We start from the raw sequence: 23,495 nt of genomic DNA, 5'->3' as shown, positions 1-23,495 counted from the left end.
TGGTTTCATTGCAGTTCTGCCCTGCGTTTGGCCCACTCTCGAAACTATTGGACCAAATCACGAAAGCGGGCGAGAGGCAATAGTCCTATTAATGGCTTGCTGAGAATGGGTCGCGACATTCGCTGGCGGAATGAATTTGACGTTTGAATCGGACAAGTACCGGTTCAGACGTCAAATTCGCGAATTTTCGCTGGTTTCTCATCAACACCCCGTAATTTTCTTGAGGGTCTTGTTTCCTGTTTTCGGATGGTATCTGCAGGAAATTTGCCTGAGAGCCTGGATCAAAAAGCGTCATGTGTGTGCGAAATTGGTGATTTTCGAGTACCGGAGCGCAATGTACTTCTAAGCATGGTCCCGAAAAGTTGCAGACTTTTCGGATAAGACTATGCACCAGAGAAAGCTACATAAGCACCGGAACGCAGACAAATTGCCATTTGCAGCCACACAGGGCGACTTTCGGAACAGGCTCTGAAGACCGGCTTTCATCTTCGGAGAAGTAGTATGAGCATGAGTGCTGCACAGCAGCCATCAAACAGCGGCGCGGATAATACTGTCCTCGCCATTATTCTGGCCACAAGCATGGGCCATTTCCTGAACGACATGATGCAGTCGCTCCTTCCTGCCATCTATCCGATGCTGAAGGATAACTACAGCCTGTCATTCTGGCAGATCGGCCTCCTGACATTCACTTTCCAGATGACGGCATCGATCCTGCAGCCGCTCGTGGGTATCTATACCGACCGCAAGCCGATGCCTTATTCCCTGCCTTTCGGAATGGGCTGTACGCTTGTCGGGCTGATCTTTCTGGCAACGGCACATCACTATTCGATCTTGCTTCTGGGGGCGGCCTTTGTCGGTTTCGGCTCGTCCGTCTTCCATCCGGAAGCAGCTCGCGTGGCGCGTCTTGCCTCGGGTGGACGTCATGGCTTCGCGCAATCCCTGTTTCAGGTGGGCGGCAATTTCGGCTCGTCGATTGGCCCGCTTCTGGCAGCGTTCATCGTTCTGCCTTTCGGCCAGATCAGCGTGTCGTGGTTCTCCGTCGCCGCACTGATCGGCATGATGCTGCTCTGGTATGTCAGCAATTGGTATAATCGCTACCGGATTGCCAATGCCAGCAAGGCGAAGCCCGACAAGACCCTTCCGCTTCCACGCAACAAGGTTCTGGTGTCCGTTGGCGTTCTGGCAATGCTGGTCTTCACCAAGTACATCTACATGGCCAGCCTGACGAGCTACTACACCTTCTACACCATTAGCCATTTCGGCGTGACGGTGCAGGCATCGCAGCTTCTTCTGTTCCTGTTCCTCGGTGCAGTAGCTGCGGGAACGATCATCGGTGGTCCGATCGGCGACAAGATCGGCGCGCGCAAGGTGATCTGGGCATCGATCCTCGGCGTCCTGCCGTTCACGCTGGCCCTGCCCTATGCGAACCTGGAAATGACGGCGATACTGACGGTTATCATCGGCCTGATCCTCGCCTCAGCCTTCCCGGCAATCGTGGTGTTCGCACAGGAATTGCTGCCAGGACGCGTCGGCATGGTGTCAGGCCTGTTCTTCGGCTTTGCTTTCGGCATGGCCGGTATCGCAGCCGCCGTCCTCGGTATCGTGGCCGATCACAAGGGCATCGAGTATGTTTACACCATCTGCTCGTATCTGCCGCTGCTCGGCTTGCTGACGATTTTCCTGCCCAAGCTGGAAAAGAACCGCAAGGCCTGACCCATATGAAAACGCACAGCCCGAGAAGCAGTTCACGCTCCTCGGGCTGTGCTCAAAATAGTGGAGCACCGCACGTCCCCCAACGGCGGTGCTCCCATGCTACTGACCTTTTGACGGCCCGGTGCAGCAGCATTCTCTTGATAGAGCATCATCCGCTCTGTCTCTTTGTTCCAACGCAAGTTCAGACGGCGAAACTGAAGCCGTGCATCGTCTCCCTGCGAAATTCATCGAAAGCAGCCGCAACCAGACGGATCAGCGGCTTGCCGTCGCTTGTTGCGCTGATGACACCACTGCGGACTTCCACAAGCCCGTCAGCCACCAGAGGTCGCAACAAGGCCAGCTCATCGGAAAACTCCACGCCCGGCGCCGTGGTATTCAGATCGACCCGGAAATTGCACATCAGGGCTGTGATGATTCCGGCACGGATGCGGTCACTTTCGCGCATGGCATAACCGCGAACCGTTGCAAGGTCGCCCGCTTCAACCCGCTTGGAATATTGCTTCACGTCCGAGATATTCTGGGCATAGCCACCGGGGAATTGCGAAATCGATGACGGTCCGAGACCGATCAATGTCTGGCAGCGATCATCCGTATAGCCCTGGAAATTCCGGTGCAGCGTTCCATTGCGCGCAGCGACGGCCAGATTGTCATCCGGCAATGCGTAGTGATCGATCCCCACCGGCTCGTAGCCGAAACCGATGAAGCTGTCCGCCACCACACGTGCCTGAGCGAAGCGCTCGTCAGCATCGGGCAGAAGGCTTGCATCGATCAGGCGCTGATTGGCGCGCCGCTGCGGAAGATGCGCATAGCCATAGCAGGCAACACGGTCAGGCTTGAGCACTGCAACCTTTTCACAAGTCTCACGCAATGTCTCGACGGTCTGCAACGGCAGGCCGTAGATAAGATCGAAGTTGAGGCGATCAATGCCGACTTCCCGCAGCAGAGTTGCAGCCTTAGCAACCGTTTCTATCGGCTGAATGCGACCGATGGCTTTCTGAACCTCGGCATCGACATCCTGTACGCCGAGGCTGGCGCGGTTGACTCCCATGAGCGCAAGCGTTTGCACCAGCTGTGGGGTAACCGTGCGCGGGTCAAGCTCGATGGCGTGTTCCATCTCAGGCGCAAAATCGAACGCAACGCGCAGAGCGGCCAGAATGCTCGTAAACTGACGCGGGTTCAAAATTGAGGGCGTACCACCGCCCCAATGAAGATGGACGACATTGGGCCGTGCTGTCAGGCTCTTGCTGACAGTTTCGATTTCGCTGAGCAAAGAAGTGCAGAAGTTCTCGACCACGTCGTTGCGGACCGCCATCTTGGCATGACAACCGCAATAATGGCAGAGCTGCCGACAATAAGGCACATGGATGTAAAGGGAAACGCTTTCTTCCGGCCCGATCTGACGCAACCAACGATGAGTCGTATCGACCCCCACAGGCATGAAATCAGCAGCTGTCGGAAAGGACGTGTATCTGGGAACCGCCAACGCGGCGTAGCGTCTTATCGCTTCTTCATGCATAGCGCGTCCACCTTAAGCGTCGGGCGCTCCGGCGAGGCCCTGCCGGATATGCGCGCACCAGAACCGGGGCGACATTCCGCGGGGCAAGACGGCATGATGCGGCAAGGAAGCCCGCATGCATGACAGCCGATATTGCAATTCCCAGCCACAACAGCACCTGTTTTCCCCATTTTGAACGTGCAATCCTGAAACGGATCGCATCAATCTCTATGGTCAGGAATAGGCTGTTCTGCCGGGTGCTGCATTGATTTGAATCAACGGAAATACACCCGGCTTTTTAGGGATGGCAGCTTGAATTCAGAGGTTTTCCGGGTCCATTCCGGCAACGGCCGCCAAAGACCGGCGGGACAGGATCTCAACCGTATTGGCGTCAAGCAACTGGATCAGCCCCTGAGTCTTCAGCTTTGTGAAGCTCCGGCTGACAGTTTCAATGGTCAGGCCGAGATAATCGGCAATATCGGTACGGTTCATCGAGAGATGCACCGGGTTCGGCTTCTCACCACGCTTTTCAGCCCGCGCGGACAGCACCAGAAGGAAGCTCGCAAGCTTTTCCACCGGCGCAAGGCGCCCGAGAACCAGCTGATTGTCGCGCGCCGTGCGAAGAGCTGCCCGCGTCATCTGGTGCAGGCGCTCCTTCAATTTCGGGAAACGCTCCATCAGATCATCCATCTCTCTGGTGGAGAAGGCACACAAAACCGACGGTACGACCGCTTCAGCAGACTGGGAGTACGTCTCGTCGTCAGCCAGACCGAGATAGTCGCCAGGGAACAGGAAACCTGCAATCTGCCGACGTCCATCCGGAAGCGACGTGTAGATTCGCAGCATGCCGGAGGTCAGGCTGAAGACACGGCGCTTCGGCTCCCCCTCTTCCACCAGCTGCTCATTGGCATCGAGACGCTTGGACGTCATGATTGCTTCGAGAGCACCGAGATCGCCGTCGTCAAGTGCCGCACAAACCGCCGTTTGTCGGACATCGCAATCCACACATACCCCACATGGCGCACGGTAAGGCGATCTGGGGTCGAATCTGATAGGCGCTACACTCACGATGGAACCCTGTTTGTGGAAGCTGGAAGAACGTTTTTGCAGTTACCCCTTAAATAGGTAACTAGAACGCGTCCGGCAAAGCGGAATTTCGCCGCAGGGGTGTATCGTCCCCCGCAGCGTTTCAAAAGCCGTCGGTGTGTTGTTTAAATGTTGCGGCTACCGGGCTTCACAGCCGGAATTGCAGCAAGCTCCGGCGGCAATTTATCCGCAGGATAGGCCGGAACTTCATATTCGGCGAGAGCAATCAGCCTCGTGCCAACATCCGCCTTGCCCGCCGAGCGGTCGACGATGCAGGCCGCAGCCACAACTTCAATGCCGAGGTCCTTCATGCAGTCGATCGTTTCGCGGATGGAAAGTCCGGTCGTGACGATATCTTCCACGATAACGACGCGCGCGCCCTTCGGCACATCGAAACGACGCAGGCGGAACACACCGTTCTCGCGCTCTACCCAGACCGACGGGACACGCAGATGGCGTGAGGTTTCGTAGGAGGGAATCAAGCCACCAATTGCCGGACCAACCACATAATCGATAGGTCCAAGATCTGCCGCCTGGATTTTCTCTGCAAGCGCTTTGCATAGCTTTTCCGTCTTGTCGGCATGCATGAAAACACGCGCCTTCTGAAGGAAAACAGGACTGCGCAGGCCTGACGTAAGAATAAAGTGGCCTTCAAGGATCGCTCCCGCTTCGCGGAAGACGGCAAGCACATCTTCGGTGTTCATCTTAGTCCTATCCGTTCACGCGTTTTGCGCCGCTGACGCTCGCGCTTTCTTTCAATTGGGAAATGATACGGTTGAGATGCTTGAGGTCCCAAACCTCGACATCGATAATCATCTCGGTGAAATCCGGTGCGGTGCGTACCATGGAGAGATTGTGAATATTCGCGTCGTTGGCAGCCACGATCTGCGCGATCTCCGCCAGAGAGCCGGGCGAATTGATGGCCGATACGCTGACGCGAGCCGGGAAACGCTCACTCATCTGATCATCGATGTCCCAACGCACGTCGATCCAACGTTCCGGCTGATCGTCATAGGCCGTCAGTGCAGGTGATTGGATCGGATAGATCGTTATACCGGCGCCGGGCTGCAGGATACCGACGATACGATCTCCTGGCACGGCCCCTTCCGGTGCAAAGCGCACAGGCAGGTCCGAATTGGTGCCGCGAATCGGCAGCGCCTTTTTCCCGGGCTTCGCCACGGCTTCCGCATCGGTCTTCGCTGCATCCTCACTGCCCTCGGGCACCTTGAAGATCATGCCAGCGGCGTTCTGGATGTTGAACCAGCCCTTTTCGCCAGTCTTCGCCGGACTGTTCTGCGATGTGACGCGCGTGTCCTGATAGTCAGGATAGACCGCCTTGACCACATCGGTGGACGGCAGCTCTCCGCGTCCGACTGCGGCCAACACATCCTCCACATCCTTGCGTGCCAAACGCGGAAGTCCTGGCTTCAGAATATCCTTGCTGAACGGCTTACCGGCACGTTCGAATGCGCGTTCCAGAATGCGCATGCCAAGCCCCGAATACTGTTTGCGAACAGCCGAACGGGTCGCTCGGCGAATGGCTGCGCGCGCCTTACCGGTTGCAACAAGCGACTCCCATGCCGCAGGGGGAACCTGCGCCTTGGAACGGATGATATCGACCTCATCGCCGTTCTTCAGTTCGGTCATCAACGGCATGATGCGCCCGTTGACCTTCGCACCGACGCAGCTGTCACCGATATCGGTGTGAACGGCATAGGCGAAATCGATCGGCGTCGCACCACGCGGCAGAGCAATGAGGCGGCCTTTGGGCGTGAAGCAGAAGACCTGATCCTGAAAGAGCTCAAGCTTGGTGTGTTCGAGGAACTCTTCCGGATTATCGCCTTCTGAAAGCTGTTCGATTGTCTGGCGCAGCCATGCATAAGCATTGGTCTCGGTCGACATTTTGTGCGGATTATTGGCGCTGCCACGATCCTTGTAGATCGAGTGGGCTGCGACACCAAATTCCGCAATCTCATCCATTTCGCGTGTGCGAATCTGCAGCTCGATACGCTGGCGCGACGGACCGATGATGGTGGTGTGGATCGACCGGTAATCGTTCTGTTTAGGCGTGGAAATATAATCCTTGAACCGGCCCGGAACCATCGACCACGTCGTATGAATGAGACCGAGCGCCCGATAGCAATCCTGCGTGGTGTCGACCATCACGCGGAAACCAAAAATGTCGGAAAGCTGCTCAAATGAGAGACCCTTGGTTTCCATCTTGCGGAAAACCGACCACGCTTTCTTTTGGCGGCTCTTCACACTGGCCTTGATGCCATGCTTCTCGAAAATCTCGGACAGGTCCTTTTCGATCTTCTGCAGCAGGCCGCGGTTCTTTTCCAGAAGCTCGGCCAGGCGATCCGTCACGGCGCGCCATGCATCCGGATTAATATAGCGGAAGGCCAGCTCTTCGAGCTCTTCCCGCATATCCTGCATACCCATGCGGCCAGCAAGCGGCGCATAGATATCCATCGTTTCCTCGGCAATACGCAGGCGCTTGTCTTCCCGCATCACGCCCAGTGTGCGCATATTGTGCAGACGATCCGCAAGCTTCACCAGAAGCACGCGGACATCTTCAGAAATCGCCAAAAGCAGCTTGCGCAGGTTTTCCGCCTGCACTGCTTTTTTTGAAACGAGGTCGAGCTTTTTGAGCTTGGTCAGTCCCTCGACGAGCTTGCCGATTTCAGGGCCGAAGAGCTGATCGATTTCCTGCCGGGTGGCTGTCGTATCTTCGATCGTGTCATGCAGGAGCGCGATTGCAATCGTCGCTTCATCCAGATGCATATCGGTGAGGATCGCAGCGACTTCGAGCGGATGGGAGAAATAGGGATCGCCGGAAGCACGTTTCTGACTGCCATGCTTTTGCATGGCATAGACATATGCCTTGTTGAGAAGCGCCTCGTTCACGTCAGGCTTGTATCGCTGAACACGCTCCACAAGCTCATATTGGCGCATCATCTACGAGAACTCCCTTTCGAAACCGATACTTGTACTTGCACACATATCGGGCATTGTGACCCAAAATCGCCGAAAATCGAATAGTTCTCGACGTTTAGGCTTAACTTTCTGCCGACAATATTAATTTCCGACAGAAATCGCTCGTCATCTGGCCGTTTCAATCAGCAACAAGCGTTCCAAACCGTCGCCACCGGTCAGCCGACAGGACCGTCGTCGGCGCATAAAAACATGCGCCGCGACTGGAAAGTCGCGACGCATGCAAAAGAGACATAATTCGAACGACGATTAGAAGTCGTCGTTCTTCTCTGGTGCGACGAGGCCTTCGATACCGGCGAGCAGCTCTTCTTCCGACATACGGTCGAAAGCAACCACGTCTTCCTCAGCAGCGTCTGCAATGCCTTCTGCAACTTCTTCCGAAGAAGAAGCAATCTGTGCAGGCGCAGCGGCTTCCGGCTCGTCGACTTCCACATGCTTCTGCAGCGAGTGGATGAGATCTTCCTTCAGATCATCTGGCGACAGGGTTTCATCAGCGATTTCGCGCAGCGCAACAACAGGATTCTTGTCGTTGTCGCGGTCGATGGTGATCTGTGCACCCTGGGAAATTTGGCGAGCACGGTGACCAGCCAGCAGAACCAGTTCAAAACGGTTCTCGACCTTATCTACGCAGTCCTCAACAGTGACGCGGGCCATGCGCGGTCCCTTTCATTTCTCGAACTTTATTGGATTTTTCCCCACATAACGCTTGTGGAGCCAAATTACAAGCAAAAGCGGAATTGCTCGTGCCTCACCTCATGAAATCTGCCAAAAGAACGTCAATTTCATGGATTCACCCGATAAAACACGGTGGCGCGTCAAAACGGCACAATATTTTGCAAGCCAGAACGGGATTACTGAGACAAGACTCACTTATAGGTAATTTAGTGCAGGCAAATAACAACCCATGGTTGCTTGTTTTTCTGTGATATATCCTTAGAAGGCAATAAACGCATTGGTAAAATTTGATACCACCCGCCGTTTAGAAAACAAACTGATAAGCGGTCGTCGGTCCACTCCCGTCCGGCCGTAGAGTGGATATATTGCACGATGTTCGATTCTCGTGAAAAAATTGCCCTTTTTATTGATGGCGCCAATTTATACGCCGCCTCGAAAACTCTGGGGTTCGATATTGATTATCGGAAGCTTTTGAAGGCATTTCAGAAGCGTGGCTATCTGCTTCGTGCATATTACTATACAGCATTGGTTGAAGATCAGGAATATTCCTCGATCCGCCCGCTGATCGACTGGCTGGATTATAACGGCTACAAGGTCGTCACCAAGGCTGCCAAGGAATTCACGGATTCCACCGGGCGTCGCAAGGTGAAGGGCAATATGGACATCGAACTGACAGTCGATGCCATGCAGCTCACCGATACAGTCGACCATTTTGTGATTTTCTCCGGCGACGGCGATTTCCGCTCACTTGCCGAAGCTCTTCAGCGCAAGGGCCGCAAGGTTTCGGTTGTCTCGACCCTCACCACCCAGCCGGCCATGATTTCCGATGAACTGCGCCGCCAGGCCGATCATTTCATCGATCTGGTCTCGCTCAAGGCTGAGATTGGCCGCGATCCGTCGGAACGCGCACCGCGCCGTCAGGATGACGATCTCGACGACAGCTATTGACGCCGTCGTCGAGCCGGTTCATGCAAGGGCATGATTTCCGAACCATCTCCCAACTGTGATATCTGCCCAAGGCTGCACGCATTCCTGCAGGAATGGCGCCGCAAGGAGCCTTCGTGGCATAATTCACCGGTTCCACCGTTTCTGCCAGCGCATGATGACGATGTTCGGCTCCTGATTGTGGGGCTGGCGCCAGGTTTGCGCGGCGCCAATAGAACCGGACGCCCCTTCACCGGCGACTATGCCGGTGATCTGCTCTACAGCACGCTGTGTGAATTCGGTTTTGCTACTGGCAAGTTCGAGGCTCGTCCTGACGATAGTTTGCGCCTGCTGGATGCCAGCATCGTCAATGCGGTGCGCTGCGTGCCGCCGGAAAACAAGCCCATCGGCGCCGAGATCAACAATTGCCGACAATTCCTGCTGCCGATGCTGACCCGGTTTCCGAACCTGCAGGCAATCGTCACACTGGGAACGATTGCGCATCAGTCGACGGTTCGTGCACTTGGTGCGCCGGTTGCGCGACATCCCTTCGGTCACGACCGGGCAAGCGACATTGGCAGCCTGCGCATTTTTTCCAGCTATCACTGCTCGCGCTATAACACGAATACCGGGCGGTTGACGGATACCATGTTCCGAACCGTATTCCGGAATGTACGCGACTATCTGAATCAAAAGAGCGCCTGAGGCGCTCTCATACTTTGCTGATCTTTATCCCTTATCCCGCATCAAGCGGGCCTTTTCACGATTCCAGTCGCGCTTCTTTTCCGTCTCGCGCTTGTCGTGAGTCTTCTTGCCTCGCGCCAGCGCCAGTTCCAGCTTCGCGCGACCCCGATCATTGAAGTAAAGCTTCAATGGCACCACGGTCATCCCGTCGCGTGATACCGAGTTGAACAGGCGGGACATTTCGCGTTTGCTGATGAGCAGTTTGCGCAAGCGCCGCGGCTCGTGGTTGAAACGATTGCCCTGCGTATATTCCGGGATATAGGAATTGATGAGCCAGAACTCGCCATTCTCAAAGCTCGCATAGCTCTCCGCTATGTTGGACTGATTGGCGCGCAGCGACTTGACCTCGGTGCCGGTCAGGACGAGACCGGCTTCGAGCGTATCTAGAATTTCAAAATTGAAGCGCGCCTTGCGGTTTTCCGCGATGATCTTGCGCACAGGAGAATTCTTGGGCTTGTTCATGATGGCACCATATAATGTGCAATGCCTGAAATGAAAACGCTCCCGAAGCTACGGGAGCGTAAAAATCAGCGAAAGCGGTAAACTTGACGGGTCAGTTGACCAGACCTGCATGCTTCATGGCCTGATCGATCTTCTCTGCCGTCGCGGCTTCCACAGTCACCATCGGCGAGCGCAACGCATTTTCCACGCGGCCGAGGCGCGACAGCGCATATTTCGGGCCTGATGGGTTTGGCTCGATGAAGAGTGCCTTGTGCAACGGCATGAGGCGATCCTGCAATTCGAGCGCCTTGGAGAAATCGCCGGCCTGACATGCATCCTGGAATTCGGCGCAAAGACGCGGCGCAATATTGGACGTCACCGAAATGCACCCCACCCCGCCATGGGCGTTGAAACCAAGAGCCGTTGCGTCTTCACCGGAAAGCTGGATGAAATCCTTACCGCAGGTTGCGCGCTGTTCGGATACGCGCTCGATCTTGCCAGTCGCATCCTTGACGCCCACGATGTTCTTGTGATCGCGAACGAGTGTGCCCATCGTTTCCGGTGTCATGTCGACGATTGAACGACCGGGAATATTGTAGATGATGAGCGGGATCGAAATGGAGCGGGCCACACGCGAAAAATGTTCGTAAAGACCACGCTGGTTCGGCTTGTTATAGTAAGGTGTGACGACGAGAACGGCATCAGCGCCAGCCTTTTCGGCATGTTGCGCCAGCTCGATCGCTTCCACAGTATTGTTGGAACCTGCACCCGCGATCACGGGAACGCGACCAGCTGCAACCTCAATGCAAACCTCGATGACGCGCTTGTGCTCGTCATGCGACAGGGTCGGTGTTTCACCAGTCGTGCCGACTGGGACGAGCCCTTTGGTGCCTTCTTCGATCTGCCAGTTTACAAATGCGCGAAAGGCTTTCTCGTCGAACGCTCCTTCGGAATCGAATGGCGTGACAAGCGCGGTAATTGAGCCCTTCAGCATTAGTGAACTCCTGAAAAAAGAAAGACTGAACCTCATTCCACCGACCAGCTTGGGATCACCCTGGGGCTTCTGACCGGGTTGAGGCGTTGCACAATAGTCTTGCCACACGAGTGGAGCAAGCGGGGTATACAGGCAAAACAAGGGCAATACGGCAGTTTTGCGACAAAATTTAAAGCGATCCCCAAGCTCCACCGGCTATTCGCTCGATTGCCTTTAGAAACATCGGCGGCCCGAAACAACCAAGATGCGGTAACACCGAAGCGATAACGCTTTATTAAGGATAGATTCATTCCTTGAGCCTATCCTCATCATTGAAATCGCCAGTCAAAAACCGGGCTAAGAAAAGCCGGATTTCAACAACATATTGCACATCAACCAAGTCTTTGTTCTAGTTAGCCAATGTCAAAACAAGTCGCAGCGATATCCCTGAAAAGAAAAGCTCTCCTCGCGAGTTGCTTTGTTGCGGTTGCTCTGCAGCCGGTGATTTCGCTCGCGCAATCCTCGCTGCCGTCCGGCGTTCCCACCCCGCTTGCGCGTCCCTTTGCACCGACGACGACACACCAGTCACCGATGAATCTGGTGACACCGAAACCGCGTCCGGCCACGCCTGATCCGGTCGTGACGTCAGCAGTCAGCCGCATGGAAAACCCGGCAGCAATTGGCGGAACGCTGAAAAGCGGGCTTGATGCCCTTTCCTCCCGCGACACTGCAAGTGCTATCGCATTCCGCAACGGGATGCCTCGTGGTTCGCTTGACCGCCAGATTCTGACGTGGGCTATCGCGACATCCGGTCTTGATGGTGTGCCGAGCGCTGAAATCGCAGCGGCGGCAACAGATTTGCGCGGCTGGCCGGGGACATCGGTTCTGCGCCGTAACTCTGAACGGGCCTTGTTCAAGGAAAATCCGGCTCCTGCGACCGTAATCGCAACATTCGGTAATACGCGCCCGCAGACTACAGAAGGCATGATTCTTCTTGCCCGCTCCTATGTCAGCACTGGAAATGCGGGCAAAGCGCGCGAACTGCTTTCACCATGGTGGGCTACACAGCGCTTATCAGCCGATGACGAGCAAAAGATCCTGAAAGAGTTCTCTGGCGTTCTGACGCGCGAAGATCATCAGCGCCGTATTCTGCGTTCTCTTTATAATGACCGTATGCAGTCCGCAAAACTGCTTGCAGGTCCGGCACAGGCCCAATCGCTTTACAACGCCTTTGCGGCAGTAGCACAGAAGTCTCCGAACGCCGCCAAGGCGATAGCGGACGTCGACCGCACGTGGCAAGGAAACGCCGCCTATCAGTTCCTGAAAGTTCGCTATCTGCGTCGTGCCGAACGCTATAACGAGGCGACGGACCTCATGCTCAAGGCACCACGTCAGGCGTCGGCGCTTGTCGATCCGGATGCTTGGTGGGTCGAACGCCGCATCCTGTCACGGGAACTGCTCGACCTTGGCAAACCGCAGCTCGCCTACAAGCTGGTTTCGGCCCACGCCGCCGAATCGCCCACAATGGCCGCCGAAGCGGAATTCCATGCCGGATGGTATGCGCTGCGCGCCCTGAACCAGCCGAAGACGGCTGCGCCACATTTTGCCAAGATCGCAGAAATCTCCTCGCGTCCAATTTCGGCGTCTCGTGCTTTCTACTGGCTCGGACGGTCGGCCGAAGCAGGTAGCGGTGGCGATGCGCGCGACTATTATCGCCGCTCCGCCCATTTCGGCACGACATTTTACGGACAGCTTTCGGCAGCCAAACTGAACGAGAAAGCACCCGAGCTTATCTATCCAAGACCAACGGAAGCGGATCGCTCGCGGTTTGCGGGCCGTCCCGCCGTGCAGGCAATCAAGCGGCTGGAACAAGTCGGATATAGCAGTCGTGCAACGACGCTCTACAATCAGCTTTCGCAGGAACTCGACAGTGTCGGCGAACTGGCTCTGCTGGCGGTCATGGCCGAGCGCAACGAGAACCACTATCTGGCGCTGCGCGTCGGCAAAAATGCTGCATTGCGAGGTCTTGATGTTGGTGCTCTCTCGCATCCGCTCGGCGCAATTCCCGCCAATGCCAATATAAGCGGATCAGGCAAGGCTCTAGCCTATGCTATTGCCCGGCAGGAAAGTGAATTCAACGTCGGCGCGGTTTCGAAAGCTGGCGCACGCGGTCTGCTGCAACTTATGCCAGCAACGGCCAAAAGCGTGGCGACCCGCAACGGCATGAGCTTCTCCGCGCCACGCCTCACGACGGATGCAGGGTATAATGCGACGCTTGGCGCCCATTTCCTCGGCGAGCAGCTTGACCGTTTCAATGGGTCTTACGTTCTTACCTTCGCCGGTTACAATGCAGGCCCTCGCCGCGCATCGGAATGGGTCGAGAAATATGGCGATCCACGTGGCAAGCCTATCGATCAGGTCGTCGACTGGATCGAACGTATCCCCTATTCCGAGACACGCAACTATGTTCAGCGCGTGATGGAAAACTACGAAGTCTATAAGGCCCGCCTGACCGGAAGTGCGGATATACAGACCGATCTGATTTACGGTCGCCGCTAGAGCGGTTCCGGTTAAAGCGGAGTCGCTAGAACCGCTCTATCTCTTTGTTTTCACGCATGTCTTTATCCCAAAACCGGTTCCCACTTTTGGGAGACATGTTCTAAAACATCTCTCGCTTATATTGAGATGGTGGAAATGCTCTGAAATGAAAAAGCAGGCTATTCGCCTGCTTTTTTTGTCCGTCGCGATTTTGGTTTAGCGGCTGTTTTGCCGGGCTTTTCCGATTTCCTTGCGCTGGCTTTATTTGCTGCATTCGCCAGTTTCGTGGCTTGTGCGATCCAATCCTCGCGCTCCACGCGGCGTGGAAAACCTATACTCCGTTCGATCCAGCGTGATTCGTCATCGTTCCAGCTGGCAATCTGGTCGTAGTGAAACACGCCGATCCCATTGAGCAGCCCCTGAACTGCCCCGCCAACGCCCTTGATGACTGTGAGATCATCAGGCTTTCCAAGGCGTGCAGCATCCAGAAGCTCTGGACGCCCCGGATCCTGATCCGGTTCCGTATTCACATCCGGCTTTTCCGTTTGCGAAGGCCAATTTCCGACGACTTCCGCGTCCGGCACGGCTTTCATTTGAGGCTTCTCTGGCTCGTTCGGCTGGGGCGAAGCCTTGGGTTCTGCAACCTTCTCCGGTATTTTGGTCTGCTTCACCGCTTCCGGCTTTTGATCGACAGGCAATGTAGCATGCGCCGCTGCAATGATCGTGCGCTCACGGTCTGGCATCGACGCACCTCTGCGCCGTACGAACCGGCCCAAAAGACAGCCTATAACGAAAGCGATGGCGACAAGAACAGCCAGTTGAACAATCAGCAACGGCATATGGTTTCCTCGTACTCCAAATTACTCAAACCCGACGAACATATTCGCCGCCAATTTTCCCCGCCCCAATTTGCCGCCAATACTTCGGACCGGTCAACCAGCCCACGCCCGCACCGATAAGAACCGCCGCAACGAGAACCGGCCAAAACGATATGGCTAGATAAAGCATTGTCAGGTCCGCCTTCTGTTCCGGAAACGGAAGATATGATCCGCTATGCCTATTCATAAAGAGAAAGGAAAGGCCCGAACAGGCGGACTGTCAATTCCGAACAGAAAACTAACGGGGGATGAGGATCCAAATCTGCTCGGCCCTCGCCGCGATTTAATCTACGGTTCGCGAATTTCGGCTCGTTCCAATTTCAGGCCAAAGGGCAGCGGCTGGGTCAATTGGGATTGTATCTTTCGATAGCCGGCATTGTCTGCAGCCTCGCCCTTGATCGAGATGCTGAGATCAGACATCTCGATCTCCCCATTCGTCAGCACAGATGCGAGCTGCAAAGCAAACCCCACCGAATCAACAAAGTTTGCGGGACTGCCTCGCCCTACGGCCATTTCGTCATCGAGCGGAATGCCCGGAGCCGCGCTTTCGGCCATTGTCATGATACGGTCTCTAACGTCGTTGTCCGGCACAGAACCGGACAGGACTATGCCGTCGGCACTCTTCTTTATCTGTAGCTGGTAGGGCGAAACGAGCGGCAGAACACTCGTCAGGTCGGTGATCTCCCGAATCCCTCTTACCTTTTCAAGCGCATCCCGCGCAGCGGATTGCGTCTCTGGATCGGGCGCTATGCCTTTCAGCGTGACGTCGCGACCATCGACGTCGAAGCCGGTCCATATAAAAGGAGTGAGTGCTTCGCCAGTACGTGTTGCGATGTCCGTCTCGACCCGGTCTGCACCAAACCAGAGCGCAAGCGCTGTCAGCGCTGCGGTCCACGTTACACCGGGCCAAAACCATTTGAACATATCGTGGCGTCTCCACGCTGGAAATCATCGGATGCAAGGCGGCGAACACGTCCCGCTTTCTATTCGTACAAAGACCGAGTTTCCCGCAAAGGCAAGATCACAAACGTAAAAATCGGCAAACAAAAAACCCGGCAGCGATGCTGCCGGGTTCTTTTTGAACAATCCCAGAGGGATTAGAACGAGCGCTGGAAGCGGATCATGCCCTGGAAAGCATCTTCGCCGTCGAGGCTGATGTTTTCGTCATCCCACTTGGTGTAGGAAACTTCCGGGGTGATCGTGAAGCCAGGAACCAGTTCGTAAGCAACGTTTGCGGTTGCTGCGAAGGTCTTGGTGTCGTCATAAGCGAGCTGCAGGTTGAAGGTAGCCTTTTCGGTTGCCTTGAATGCAGCGCCACCCCAGACAGCCCAGTCGCCGCCCCACGTGCCGTAGAACGAGTCGATTACGCGGTAGGAATAACCAGCGCCGTCAACTGCATAGGTGTCGTCGTTGGACTTGTAGCCGCCCTGTACCCAAACCGAGAAACGGTCCGTGATGTTAACGTCGCCGCGAACCTTACCGGCCCACTCTTCGTTACGAGCGTCGTAAGCTGCAACAGCTGCGATCGAGCCCCAGCCACCAGCGTACTTCAGACCGCCAACGATGTGCGGCGTGTAGTCGTTCAGCGTTACGTCAACGTCGGAGTCGCCGTTGCCGCCTTCTTCGAGCGACAGGATGGCCGAGAAGCCGTTGCCGCCGGTGAAGGTGTAGCTGATGAGGTTGGTGCGGTAGCCGCCAGCGAGGATCACGTCGTCGTTGATGACGTTGCCGAGGTAACCAGGGAAGGTTACGAAGGCCGATTCATCGAGACCAACGCGCAGGCCGCCGAGCTGGATGTAAGCATAACGCAGCGAGCTGTTTTCGCTCGAGCCGTATGCGTCTTCTTCGCCGTCGCCGCCGCCGTTCCAGTTGTAACGCAGTTCGGTGAAGGTCTTCAGAGTGCCGAGTTCGGTTTCCGAAGCGGTCGAGAAGCGGAGCGTTGCACGGGCGTTCTTGCCCCAGGTGTCACGGTCCAGATCGCCAGGCGTACGAGCGTAAACGCGATCACCGCCCGAAGCGTCGTAACGAACATAACCATGGATACGCAGGCAGGTTTCGGTGCCTGGGATGTAGAAGTAGCCAGCGCCGTAAGCATCGCAGACGCGGACATATTCAACGGCTTCTGGCTCTGGCGCGACGATTGCGTCGGCAGCCTGAGCGCCGGAAGCTGCAACCAGAGCTGCAGCGGAGCCAAGGAGAAGGCTCTTGATGTTCATTTCTGACCTCCAGTCAAAGTTAAAAATGGGTCTGGGCATTCTGATTTGGCTGAAGGACAACCTGTCCCCATCCCCTTTTGAAAAAGTCGCCCCGAAGCGCTCCTTCTTCTGGATGTGAAGATACTCGCCCGTTCCTTCGTTTCAACATCGAATACACTCTCCCAACCTTTCTGGTGCTTCTATGAGGGAGGGTTGTTGCAGAAAAGACACGAAATTGCCCGTTTCAGGGTGGGCTATTTAGGGTTTATTAACATGAGTGAACGCGAATTAACGGGTCTTAACGCTTGAAAACACGCGATATTTGGCATCGTCGCGGTTTTCAGCCCGCGAATCCATGACTTCCCGTGCTCCGAGTGGAGAATATGTCAAAGCACCGTCACGTACTGCCACATTAGCTGATTTGGGTGCGAATCTTTCTTGGTGTACAGCTCGAAATGAGGCTGCCGACGCCTGGTGAAAGCGGCCGATTCCACGCATATTCCTGATTGCGTATATATAAAGTGCGATAATTCGCAGGAAATTTTACCAGTTGGCGCGCAATTCGCTTGAAATGACAAAGCGTACCGGCTATCTCGCCCTTACCGGAGAGGTGGCCGAGTGGTCGAAGGCGCTCCCCTGCTAAGGGAGTAGACCTCATAAGGGTCTCGTGGGTTCGAATCCCATCCTCTCCGCCAGCTGCCTCAAGCAAATCTCTTCATAAAAATCAGATCCAGATTGCCTCGCGATGTGCGATTCCGTGCTTTTACGCACCGTATTCGACGCATGTCGGATCACTTCCGATTTGCTGACTTTTTGAGTTCTGAATCCAGAAATTCTATAACACATTGAAAATACTTATTTATTTCGAAATCCTCCGATTCTTGACTGGAGGTCAGAAATGAACATCAAGAGCCTTCTCCTTGGCTCCGCTGCAGCTCTGGTTGCAGCTTCCGGCGCTCAGGCTGCCGACGCAATCGTCGCGCCAGAGCCAGAAGCCGTTGAATATGTCCGCGTCTGCGATGCTTACGGCGCTGGCTACTTCTACATCCCAGGCACCGAAACCTGCCTGCGTATCCATGGTTATGTTCGTTACGACGCAGCTGCTGGCCGCGACGCCTACGACGGCTCGGATGCCAAGACCTGGCGTAAGAACACGCGCTTCACGCTGCGCACCTCGACCGCTTCGGAAACCGAATTCGGCACCCTCAAGACCTACACTGAAAACCGCTTCAACTTCACGGACGGTTTCCAGGGCGGTCACACGCTGAACTTCGCTTATATCCAGCTCGGTGGCCTGCGCCTCGGTCTCGATGAGTCGGCCTTCCACACCTTCACCGGTTACCTCGGCGACATCATCAACGACGACGTGGTTGCTGCTGGCGTCTACCGCACCAACCTCATCAGCTACACCTTCACCGGCGGCAACGGCTTCTCGGCTATCCTGTCGCTCGAACAGGGTGGCGACGCATACGTCAACCACGACGACTTCATCAATGAAGAAGACCGTCTCATCTCGAACCGCATCGACGACTACATGCCACACGTTGTTGGTGGTCTGAAGTTCGCTCAGGGCTGGGGTTCGGTCGCTGCTGTTGCAGCTTACGACGCCAACCTCGAAGAGTGGGCCGGCAAGGTTCGCCTCGACGTAAACGTTACGGACAAGGTTTCGGTCTGGGTACAGGGCGGCTACTCGTCTTATGAAGACGACATCGGCATGTACGGCAACTGGGGCGGCGATTGGGCTGTCTGGGGTGGCGCGAAGTTCGTCGCTTCCGAAAAGGCGACCATCAACGTTCAGGCTGCTTACGAAGACTGGGGCAAGACCGCAGTTGCTGCAAACGTAGCTTATCAGCTGGTTCCTGGTTTCACGATCACCCCGGAAATCAACTACACCCGTTGGGATAGCGATCATCCGGCTCGTCTGGCCGGTGGCAACAAGGATGCCTTCGGCGGCATCATCCGCTTCCAGCGCTCGTTCTAATCAGATCGACGCTTGAGCGAAATGCGCCAACGGGAAACCGTTGGCGCACATCCATTTGAAACATAGCTCACGAATGCGTGAATTTTGATCCTTCAGAAATGGGGATTTCGAAAAGGGTCAAGAACCGAGGGGAGTTGCGGGGGACGACAAAAAGCTGGGGGCAAACATTGGTCTTTTGAAAGGATCTAAACATGTCTCCGCATAAAGTTAGCTCACTTATCTTGTGTTCAGAGAATTATTTCATTAGTTGTGCGTCTCATATATCTATGGGGGGCGTGCAATGATCGTCGTTGGGGAAACGAAGATCGACATAGGCGACAAGTTTGCGCCGATAGTCGACTACAACTTACAGTACACATCCAGCAAAAGTCCGAACCACCGGCTTGTCGAACAATTTTCGGTGGCGGAACTGACGGGGAAATATATCAACATCCTGTGGGATGACGGGTCACACAAGTATAATGTGAAGTCGTTTCTCGGCGAAATTGACGAAATTCTGAAGGGTGAGCGCTTTTCAGGCTTCGATCAGGAAATGCTTGATTCCGTTATCGGTTCGCTTCGTGAGCGTGGCAACAGCAATGCAACCATCAATAGAAAGATGGCTGCGCTGAGCAAGCTGCTGCGAAAGGCGCACAAGATGGGAGATATCTTCAATCTACCGGAATTCATCCGGCAGAAGGAGCGAGTCGGACGCATTCGATTCCTTGAATATGAGGAAGAAAAGCGCCTGTTCGCCGCGATCAAGTCGCGCTGTGAAGATAGTTATCGGCTCTCTCTTTTCCTTGTTGACACGGGCTGCCGCCTCGGAGAAGCAATCGGCGTTACCTGGAACGATATTCAGGATCAGCGGGTTACGTTCTGGCTCACCAAATCGAATCGCAGCCGCACCGTCCCCCTCACCCGTCGCGCCCGAAAGGCAGCGCATATCTCGCACGAGAAGCTCAAAGGCCCCTTCTCCATGCTCAATCAGGTCCGGTTTCGCCAGATCTGGAATGATGCAAAGATGGAAGTTGGTCTTGGTACGGATGATCAGGTCGTTCCGCACATTCTGCGACATACATGCGCGTCCCGTCTGGTTCGTGGCGGGATCGATATCCGTCGTGTTCAGATGTGGCTGGGGCACCAGACACTCCAGATGACCATGCGTTACGCCCATTTAGCGACACACGATCTCGATTCATGCGTGAAAGTGCTCGAAGTCCACTAAAACGCGTCCCGAAACGGTAAACCGGTTTCGGACAAGATGCGCATTTGGATGAATGCTTGGAACGTCGATCTGATTCCGTCAGATCGAAAGGCGTTTTAAACGGCTTCGACACTGCGAATTGGGGGTTCTAATTGCAACCCACTGCCGGTGTGGCTGCGATTATGATGTTTGTCGATATTCGGGTCCAGGCCCGAATAGTCTCATTTTGCGTAACCCTATCGTTTAACTTGATTGACGGCCTCAAGTCGGATCGTTCGCTCACGTGGTTCAATCGACTAGAATCATTGTGATGGCACCAGTCGGTACAAGTTGCTATGCCTTTCCCAGCGGGACAGGCGTAGGTGGCTAAGATTTTCTCCAGCTCTTCGACTGCCCTCCTCACATGTTACTGGACTGAGAATCGACTGGAAATCGCCATGGGATCGCCTCGCCTTACACCACTCGTCGCAAGCTTGCCTTCCACTGTTCCTTTTACCGGCCCCGAAACACTGGAGCTACAGCGCGGAAAGCCTTTCAAGGCACGGGTCGGCGCGAATGAAAGCAGTTTTGGACCAGCCCCGTCTGTTCTGGAAGCCATTCAGACCGAGGCGAATGAAATCTGGAAATATGGCGACCCTGAAAATTACGAACTGCGTCAGGCTATCGCTGCGCATCACGGCGTAAAGCCGGAAAACATCATGCCGGGAGCAGGTGTCGATGCCTTGCTCGGGCTGATAGTCAGGCAATATGTTCAGGAAGGTGACAGGGTCATCAACTCGCTGGGCGGCTATCCGACCTTCAATTACCACGTTGCAGGTTATGGCGGAGAACTGGTCACTGTTCCTTATATCAACGACAAATCCGATCTCGATGGCCTGCTCGATGCCGCACGCAAAGAGAATGCTGCGATTTTGTATCTCGCCAATCCGGATAATCCGATGGGAACCTGGCATGCGGGTTCGGATATTCAATCTTTCATCGAGCGCGTTCCGGAAACCACCATGCTCATTCTGGATGAGGCCTATTGCGAAACAGGGCCTGCGTCCGCCTTCCCGCCTTTTGAAACCGACCGTCCGAACATTTTGCGGATGCGTACTTTCTCCAAGGCCTACGGTCTGGCAGGAATCCGGTGTGGTTATGTTGTCGGCAACGCCGAAGCCATCAAATCGTTCGACAAGATTCGCGATCATTTTGCAGTGAACCGTCTTGCGCAGGCAGCAGCTATTGCGGCCCTCAAGGATCAGGCATATCTGCACGATGTGGTCGCTAAAATAATTGCCGGGCGAGACCGCATTGTCGCAATCGCCGAAGCGAACGGCCTTACAACCGTCCCATCTGCCACGAATTTTGTTGCCGTCGATTGCGGTAAGGACGGAACATTCGCCACGGCAGTTCTCAACGGGCTGATCGCGCGTGACATCTTCGTGCGCAAACCCGGGGCACCGATTCTCGACCGCTGTATTCGCGTGAGCGTCGGCATCGATGATCAGCTCGATCTCTTTGAAGCTGCCCTACCCGCCGCTTTGGAGGATGCGCGCAAACACGCGGATACTCGCGAAACGGCCTGAACGGTGGAGCCTTAGATGCAGATTCGATCCGATAGCCGGTCTCACAACATTCTTTTCAGCACGCTTGCCGGACTATGCGGTGCGCTTGCAATCGCTGCCTATGCGGGAGCGGCCCATGGCGGTGACAATCATCTGGCCAACATTGCTCCGCTTCTTCTCGGCCATGCGCCTGCATTTCTGGTGTTGTCACTCATCGTACCGGCCAGCCGCATCGCTTATCTGGGCGGTGCATTAATTGCGGTCGGTCTCGCCTTGTTCTGCGGCGACCTCTTCATGCGTGACATGACAGGTGACCGACTGTTTCCGATGGCTGCACCGACAGGTGGATCGTTGATGATCCTCGGCTGGCTCTCAGTCGCGGTTACGGGCTGGTTCTCACGAACCAAATAAAAAGGGGCCGAAAGGCCCCTTCTCTTTAGAATTGTCCTGATTGGATCAGGAATTGCCCTTCAGGCGTGCATTGCAGAGGCTGTAGTAACCGCCACCCTTCTGCACCCACTTCAGGCCGCCCAGTGCATTGGCGTCCTTCAGAGCGTGGTACTGCTCGAGGCAGGTGTGCATACGAGCCTTGCCAGCCGACTCATTCGAGAACTTGGAGGAAACGGCGGTTGGGAACTTCATGCCTCTTGGCGCCGCAGCCGTTGGTGCTGCAGGTTCGCTATTGCCGTCCGTGCTAAGTGCTACCGGATCCGCACCCGCGCCGCACTCGGCTTTGCGGAAATCATTCCACTTAACGCCATTGTCCGTACCGGCATCCTTGGCGGCCTGATACTTCGCGCTACACTGCTTCATCGTCAGGCCTTTGGCGCTGTCATCTGCCGCGGGAGCAGCCGCAGTCTTGGCCGCTTTCTTGGCTGGAGCAGCAGGCGCTGGAGCCGCGGCGGCATCTGCATCATCACCGCATTGCGCCTTGCGGAAATCATTCCATTTCATGTCACCAAGCGTGCCAGCATCTTTGGCAGACTGATATTTTGCGCTACATTCTTTCATCGTCAGCGCATTGGCAGGCGATGAAAAGGCAAATGCAGCAGCACTCATGATGATGGCTGTGCCGGCCATGGCGGTGATGGTTCGAATTGACATCTTGTCACTCCCTATCGAATGCAGCTCTTTCGATCACTCGGCACCTTTTGCGCCTTGCGATCTTACTAATATAGAGGAACGGTAGATGTCATTGTTGCTCTGACCCGTTCCGTTTATACGCCAACATTGCGCTCCGCAAAGTTGACTGTCAATCATTTGGTCAATATTACCTTCAGCTCCAATACAAATTTTCTAACGGGCTTTCTTTGCTCGTTATGGTCATGCAGGTGCCATGAAGTAAAATTATAGTACTTCCTGCCTCATGTCCGATTTTTATTCGAACAGAGTTAAAAACCGGAGACGATGCAGGTGATAGAGCGGATCATGATCATAGGCGGCGCCGGTTCGGGAAAATCAAGCCTGGCACGTGCGCTCGGCGAGATTACCGGCTTACCGGTCATTCATATCGATACCCTCTACTGGCAGCCGGGCTGGACGATGCGCCCGCGTGACGAGATCGGCCGTCTCACCAACGAAGCAGCAGATCAGGACACATGGATATTCGAAGGCAATCATAGCGAAACTATGATTTATCGTGCATCGCGAGCCGATACGCTCGTTTTTCTCGATATATCGACCGTACGTCGCCTGTGGCGCGTACTCAAAAGAACCGCAATCCATTACGGACGCTCACGCCCTGATATGGCGGAAGGTTGTGTGGAGCGTTTCGACTGGGACTTCCTGAAATGGGTGGCAGGCTATCGCAAGAACGGTCGCATTCGCGCGCTGGCCTTTCTGGAAAGTGCGCCTCAGCATCTCGCCAAGCGTCATTTGCGCAGCCCGCATGACGTCAAACGCTTCCTCGCGCAGATGACGCACGAAATAAATCAAAACAAACAGCCTTCGCAATTGCGATAAATCTACAAACACGACCGTGAAATAACAATCTTTCAAGCCGTGCGAAGCGTCGAAACGGCTGTTATATTTAACCGTCTCCCAAGACTTGACGCCGCGTGCTTTGACCCAACCTCTGCACAGCGCGAATGCATGACAAGCCGGAATTCAGTCCGGCACCGTAATC

Annotated in this window: 20 protein-coding genes and 1 tRNA gene; 10 read left to right on the top strand and 11 right to left on the bottom strand. The window is 55.2% G+C overall.

From position 1 onward, the window contains the following. The first annotated feature begins 501 nt into the window (after positions 1 to 501). Positions 502 to 1,713, top strand: coding sequence for an MFS transporter (locus OHI65_RS13045; protein WP_010661635.1), 1,212 nt, complete (start codon positions 502 to 504; stop codon positions 1,711 to 1,713). Positions 1,714 to 1,894: 181 nt separating this feature from the next. Here OHI65_RS13045 and hemN read toward each other — a convergent pair whose 3' ends face one another. The 5 genes from hemN to rpoZ all read right to left on the bottom strand — a co-directional run bounded on the left by hemN (position 1,895) and on the right by rpoZ (position 7,942). Continuing rightward, positions 1,895 to 3,229, bottom strand: coding sequence for an oxygen-independent coproporphyrinogen III oxidase (gene hemN / locus OHI65_RS13040; RefSeq protein ID WP_012092415.1), 1,335 nt, complete (start codon positions 3,227 to 3,229; stop codon positions 1,895 to 1,897). A gap of 297 nt (positions 3,230 to 3,526) precedes the next feature. Beyond that, positions 3,527 to 4,276 (bottom strand): helix-turn-helix domain-containing protein, encoded by a 750-nt coding sequence (locus tag OHI65_RS13035; protein WP_264358978.1) that lies wholly within the window; start codon positions 4,274 to 4,276, stop codon positions 3,527 to 3,529. Between the two features lie 143 nt (positions 4,277 to 4,419). Then, on the bottom strand, positions 4,420 to 4,998 hold the full coding sequence (gene pyrE / locus OHI65_RS13030; protein WP_036585798.1) for an orotate phosphoribosyltransferase: 579 nt from the start codon (positions 4,996 to 4,998) through the stop codon (positions 4,420 to 4,422). Between the two features lie 7 nt (positions 4,999 to 5,005). After that, a complete protein-coding gene (locus tag OHI65_RS13025; protein WP_012092417.1) occupies positions 5,006 to 7,252 on the bottom strand; it encodes a RelA/SpoT family protein in 2,247 nt (748 codons plus the stop codon). Between the two features lie 285 nt (positions 7,253 to 7,537). Beyond that, complete coding sequence (gene rpoZ, locus OHI65_RS13020) at positions 7,538 to 7,942, bottom strand: DNA-directed RNA polymerase subunit omega (RefSeq protein ID WP_010661630.1); 405 nt, start codon at positions 7,940 to 7,942, stop codon at positions 7,538 to 7,540. 393 nt (positions 7,943 to 8,335) lie between these two features. On the opposite strand from rpoZ, the gene OHI65_RS13015 reads away from it, so the two are divergent. Further along, complete coding sequence (locus tag OHI65_RS13015) at positions 8,336 to 8,911, top strand: NYN domain-containing protein (RefSeq protein WP_012092419.1); 576 nt, start codon at positions 8,336 to 8,338, stop codon at positions 8,909 to 8,911. Between the two features lie 30 nt (positions 8,912 to 8,941). Beyond that, the gene (locus tag OHI65_RS13010) at positions 8,942 to 9,592 is read left to right on the top strand and encodes a uracil-DNA glycosylase (RefSeq protein ID WP_029925262.1); all 651 of its coding nucleotides are present in this window, start codon (positions 8,942 to 8,944) and stop codon (positions 9,590 to 9,592) included. Positions 9,593 to 9,616: 24 nt separating this feature from the next. Here OHI65_RS13010 and smpB read toward each other — a convergent pair whose 3' ends face one another. Together smpB and dapA are read right to left on the bottom strand one after the other, a co-directional pair. After that, positions 9,617 to 10,093: an SsrA-binding protein SmpB gene (gene smpB / locus OHI65_RS13005; RefSeq protein WP_010661627.1), complete on the bottom strand. Its 477-nt coding sequence runs from the start codon at positions 10,091 to 10,093 to the stop codon at positions 9,617 to 9,619. Between the two features lie 91 nt (positions 10,094 to 10,184). Continuing rightward, on the bottom strand, positions 10,185 to 11,066 hold the full coding sequence (gene dapA / locus OHI65_RS13000) for a 4-hydroxy-tetrahydrodipicolinate synthase (RefSeq protein ID WP_029925264.1): 882 nt from the start codon (positions 11,064 to 11,066) through the stop codon (positions 10,185 to 10,187). A gap of 399 nt (positions 11,067 to 11,465) precedes the next feature. On the opposite strand from dapA, the gene OHI65_RS12995 reads away from it, so the two are divergent. Then, the gene (locus OHI65_RS12995; RefSeq protein ID WP_264358977.1) at positions 11,466 to 13,604 is read left to right on the top strand and encodes a lytic transglycosylase domain-containing protein; all 2,139 of its coding nucleotides are present in this window, start codon (positions 11,466 to 11,468) and stop codon (positions 13,602 to 13,604) included. Between the two features lie 158 nt (positions 13,605 to 13,762). Here OHI65_RS12995 and OHI65_RS12990 read toward each other — a convergent pair whose 3' ends face one another. From OHI65_RS12990 to OHI65_RS12980, 3 genes are all read right to left on the bottom strand, one after another. Next, positions 13,763 to 14,422, bottom strand: coding sequence for a 50S ribosomal protein L21 (locus OHI65_RS12990; RefSeq protein ID WP_125335042.1), 660 nt, complete (start codon positions 14,420 to 14,422; stop codon positions 13,763 to 13,765). 327 nt (positions 14,423 to 14,749) lie between these two features. Further along, positions 14,750 to 15,385: a BON domain-containing protein gene (locus OHI65_RS12985; protein ID WP_125335044.1), complete on the bottom strand. Its 636-nt coding sequence runs from the start codon at positions 15,383 to 15,385 to the stop codon at positions 14,750 to 14,752. A 173-nt stretch (positions 15,386 to 15,558) separates the two neighbouring features. Continuing rightward, positions 15,559 to 16,677, bottom strand: coding sequence for a porin (locus OHI65_RS12980; protein WP_029925272.1), 1,119 nt, complete (start codon positions 16,675 to 16,677; stop codon positions 15,559 to 15,561). A 583-nt stretch (positions 16,678 to 17,260) separates the two neighbouring features. Between OHI65_RS12980 and OHI65_RS12975 the strand changes: the two genes are divergently transcribed. From OHI65_RS12975 to OHI65_RS12955, 5 genes are all read left to right on the top strand, one after another. Further along, positions 17,261 to 17,351: transfer RNA gene (locus OHI65_RS12975), tRNA-Ser, on the top strand. 203 nt (positions 17,352 to 17,554) lie between these two features. Continuing rightward, entirely contained in the window at positions 17,555 to 18,637 is a 1,083-nt protein-coding gene (locus OHI65_RS12970; RefSeq protein WP_151689687.1) for a porin, read from the top strand. A 280-nt stretch (positions 18,638 to 18,917) separates the two neighbouring features. After that, positions 18,918 to 19,844, top strand: a complete 927-nt coding sequence (locus OHI65_RS12965; RefSeq protein WP_151689686.1) for a tyrosine-type recombinase/integrase — start codon at positions 18,918 to 18,920, stop codon at positions 19,842 to 19,844. Between the two features lie 416 nt (positions 19,845 to 20,260). Beyond that, positions 20,261 to 21,391 carry a pyridoxal phosphate-dependent aminotransferase gene (locus OHI65_RS12960; RefSeq protein ID WP_151689685.1) on the top strand — a complete coding sequence of 377 codons (1,131 nt, stop codon included), beginning with the start codon at positions 20,261 to 20,263 and terminating at the stop codon, positions 21,389 to 21,391. Between the two features lie 15 nt (positions 21,392 to 21,406). Then, positions 21,407 to 21,781: a DUF423 domain-containing protein gene (locus tag OHI65_RS12955; protein ID WP_151689684.1), complete on the top strand. Its 375-nt coding sequence runs from the start codon at positions 21,407 to 21,409 to the stop codon at positions 21,779 to 21,781. 45 nt (positions 21,782 to 21,826) lie between these two features. On the opposite strand, the gene OHI65_RS12950 is transcribed toward OHI65_RS12955, so the two are convergent. Then, positions 21,827 to 22,474: an antifreeze protein gene (locus OHI65_RS12950; protein WP_125335052.1), complete on the bottom strand. Its 648-nt coding sequence runs from the start codon at positions 22,472 to 22,474 to the stop codon at positions 21,827 to 21,829. Positions 22,475 to 22,798: 324 nt separating this feature from the next. On the opposite strand from OHI65_RS12950, the gene OHI65_RS12945 reads away from it, so the two are divergent. Continuing rightward, positions 22,799 to 23,332, top strand: coding sequence for a DNA topology modulation protein FlaR (locus OHI65_RS12945; protein ID WP_231771368.1), 534 nt, complete (start codon positions 22,799 to 22,801; stop codon positions 23,330 to 23,332). The last annotated feature ends 163 nt before the right edge of the window (positions 23,333 to 23,495 follow it).

The sequence above is a fragment of the Brucella sp. MAB-22 genome (assembly GCF_025908475.1).
Lineage (GTDB): Bacteria > Pseudomonadota > Alphaproteobacteria > Rhizobiales > Rhizobiaceae > Brucella > Brucella anthropi.
Note: the sequence above shows the minus strand (reverse complement) of the source record. Positions and strands in the feature narration are given on the sequence as shown.

What these genes read in the sequence shown, in the direction of transcription:
- OHI65_RS13010 (WP_029925262.1), top strand. Translation starts at nt 8,942, where the DNA reads ATGATTTCCGAACCATCTCCCAACTGTGATATCTGCCCAAGGCTGCAC.
- OHI65_RS12960 (WP_151689685.1), top strand. Translation starts at nt 20,261, where the DNA reads ATGGGATCGCCTCGCCTTACACCACTCGTCGCAAGCTTGCCTTCCACT.
- OHI65_RS12955 (WP_151689684.1), top strand. Translation starts at nt 21,407, where the DNA reads ATGCAGATTCGATCCGATAGCCGGTCTCACAACATTCTTTTCAGCACG.
- OHI65_RS12995 (WP_264358977.1), top strand. Translation starts at nt 11,466, where the DNA reads ATGTCAAAACAAGTCGCAGCGATATCCCTGAAAAGAAAAGCTCTCCTC.
- OHI65_RS12950 (WP_125335052.1), bottom strand. Translation starts at nt 22,474, where the DNA reads ATGTCAATTCGAACCATCACCGCCATGGCCGGCACAGCCATCATCATG.
- OHI65_RS12990 (WP_125335042.1), bottom strand. Translation starts at nt 14,422, where the DNA reads ATGCCGTTGCTGATTGTTCAACTGGCTGTTCTTGTCGCCATCGCTTTC.
- OHI65_RS12980 (WP_029925272.1), bottom strand. Translation starts at nt 16,677, where the DNA reads ATGAACATCAAGAGCCTTCTCCTTGGCTCCGCTGCAGCTCTGGTTGCA.
- OHI65_RS13025 (WP_012092417.1), bottom strand. Translation starts at nt 7,252, where the DNA reads ATGATGCGCCAATATGAGCTTGTGGAGCGTGTTCAGCGATACAAGCCT.
- OHI65_RS13045 (WP_010661635.1), top strand. Translation starts at nt 502, where the DNA reads ATGAGCATGAGTGCTGCACAGCAGCCATCAAACAGCGGCGCGGATAAT.
- OHI65_RS13015 (WP_012092419.1), top strand. Translation starts at nt 8,336, where the DNA reads ATGTTCGATTCTCGTGAAAAAATTGCCCTTTTTATTGATGGCGCCAAT.
- pyrE (WP_036585798.1), bottom strand. Translation starts at nt 4,998, where the DNA reads ATGAACACCGAAGATGTGCTTGCCGTCTTCCGCGAAGCGGGAGCGATC.
- OHI65_RS12985 (WP_125335044.1), bottom strand. Translation starts at nt 15,385, where the DNA reads ATGTTCAAATGGTTTTGGCCCGGTGTAACGTGGACCGCAGCGCTGACA.
- smpB (WP_010661627.1), bottom strand. Translation starts at nt 10,093, where the DNA reads ATGAACAAGCCCAAGAATTCTCCTGTGCGCAAGATCATCGCGGAAAAC.
- rpoZ (WP_010661630.1), bottom strand. Translation starts at nt 7,942, where the DNA reads ATGGCCCGCGTCACTGTTGAGGACTGCGTAGATAAGGTCGAGAACCGT.
- OHI65_RS12965 (WP_151689686.1), top strand. Translation starts at nt 18,918, where the DNA reads ATGATCGTCGTTGGGGAAACGAAGATCGACATAGGCGACAAGTTTGCG.
- hemN (WP_012092415.1), bottom strand. Translation starts at nt 3,229, where the DNA reads ATGCATGAAGAAGCGATAAGACGCTACGCCGCGTTGGCGGTTCCCAGA.
- OHI65_RS12970 (WP_151689687.1), top strand. Translation starts at nt 17,555, where the DNA reads ATGAACATCAAGAGCCTTCTCCTTGGCTCCGCTGCAGCTCTGGTTGCA.
- OHI65_RS12945 (WP_231771368.1), top strand. Translation starts at nt 22,799, where the DNA reads ATGATCATAGGCGGCGCCGGTTCGGGAAAATCAAGCCTGGCACGTGCG.
- dapA (WP_029925264.1), bottom strand. Translation starts at nt 11,066, where the DNA reads ATGCTGAAGGGCTCAATTACCGCGCTTGTCACGCCATTCGATTCCGAA.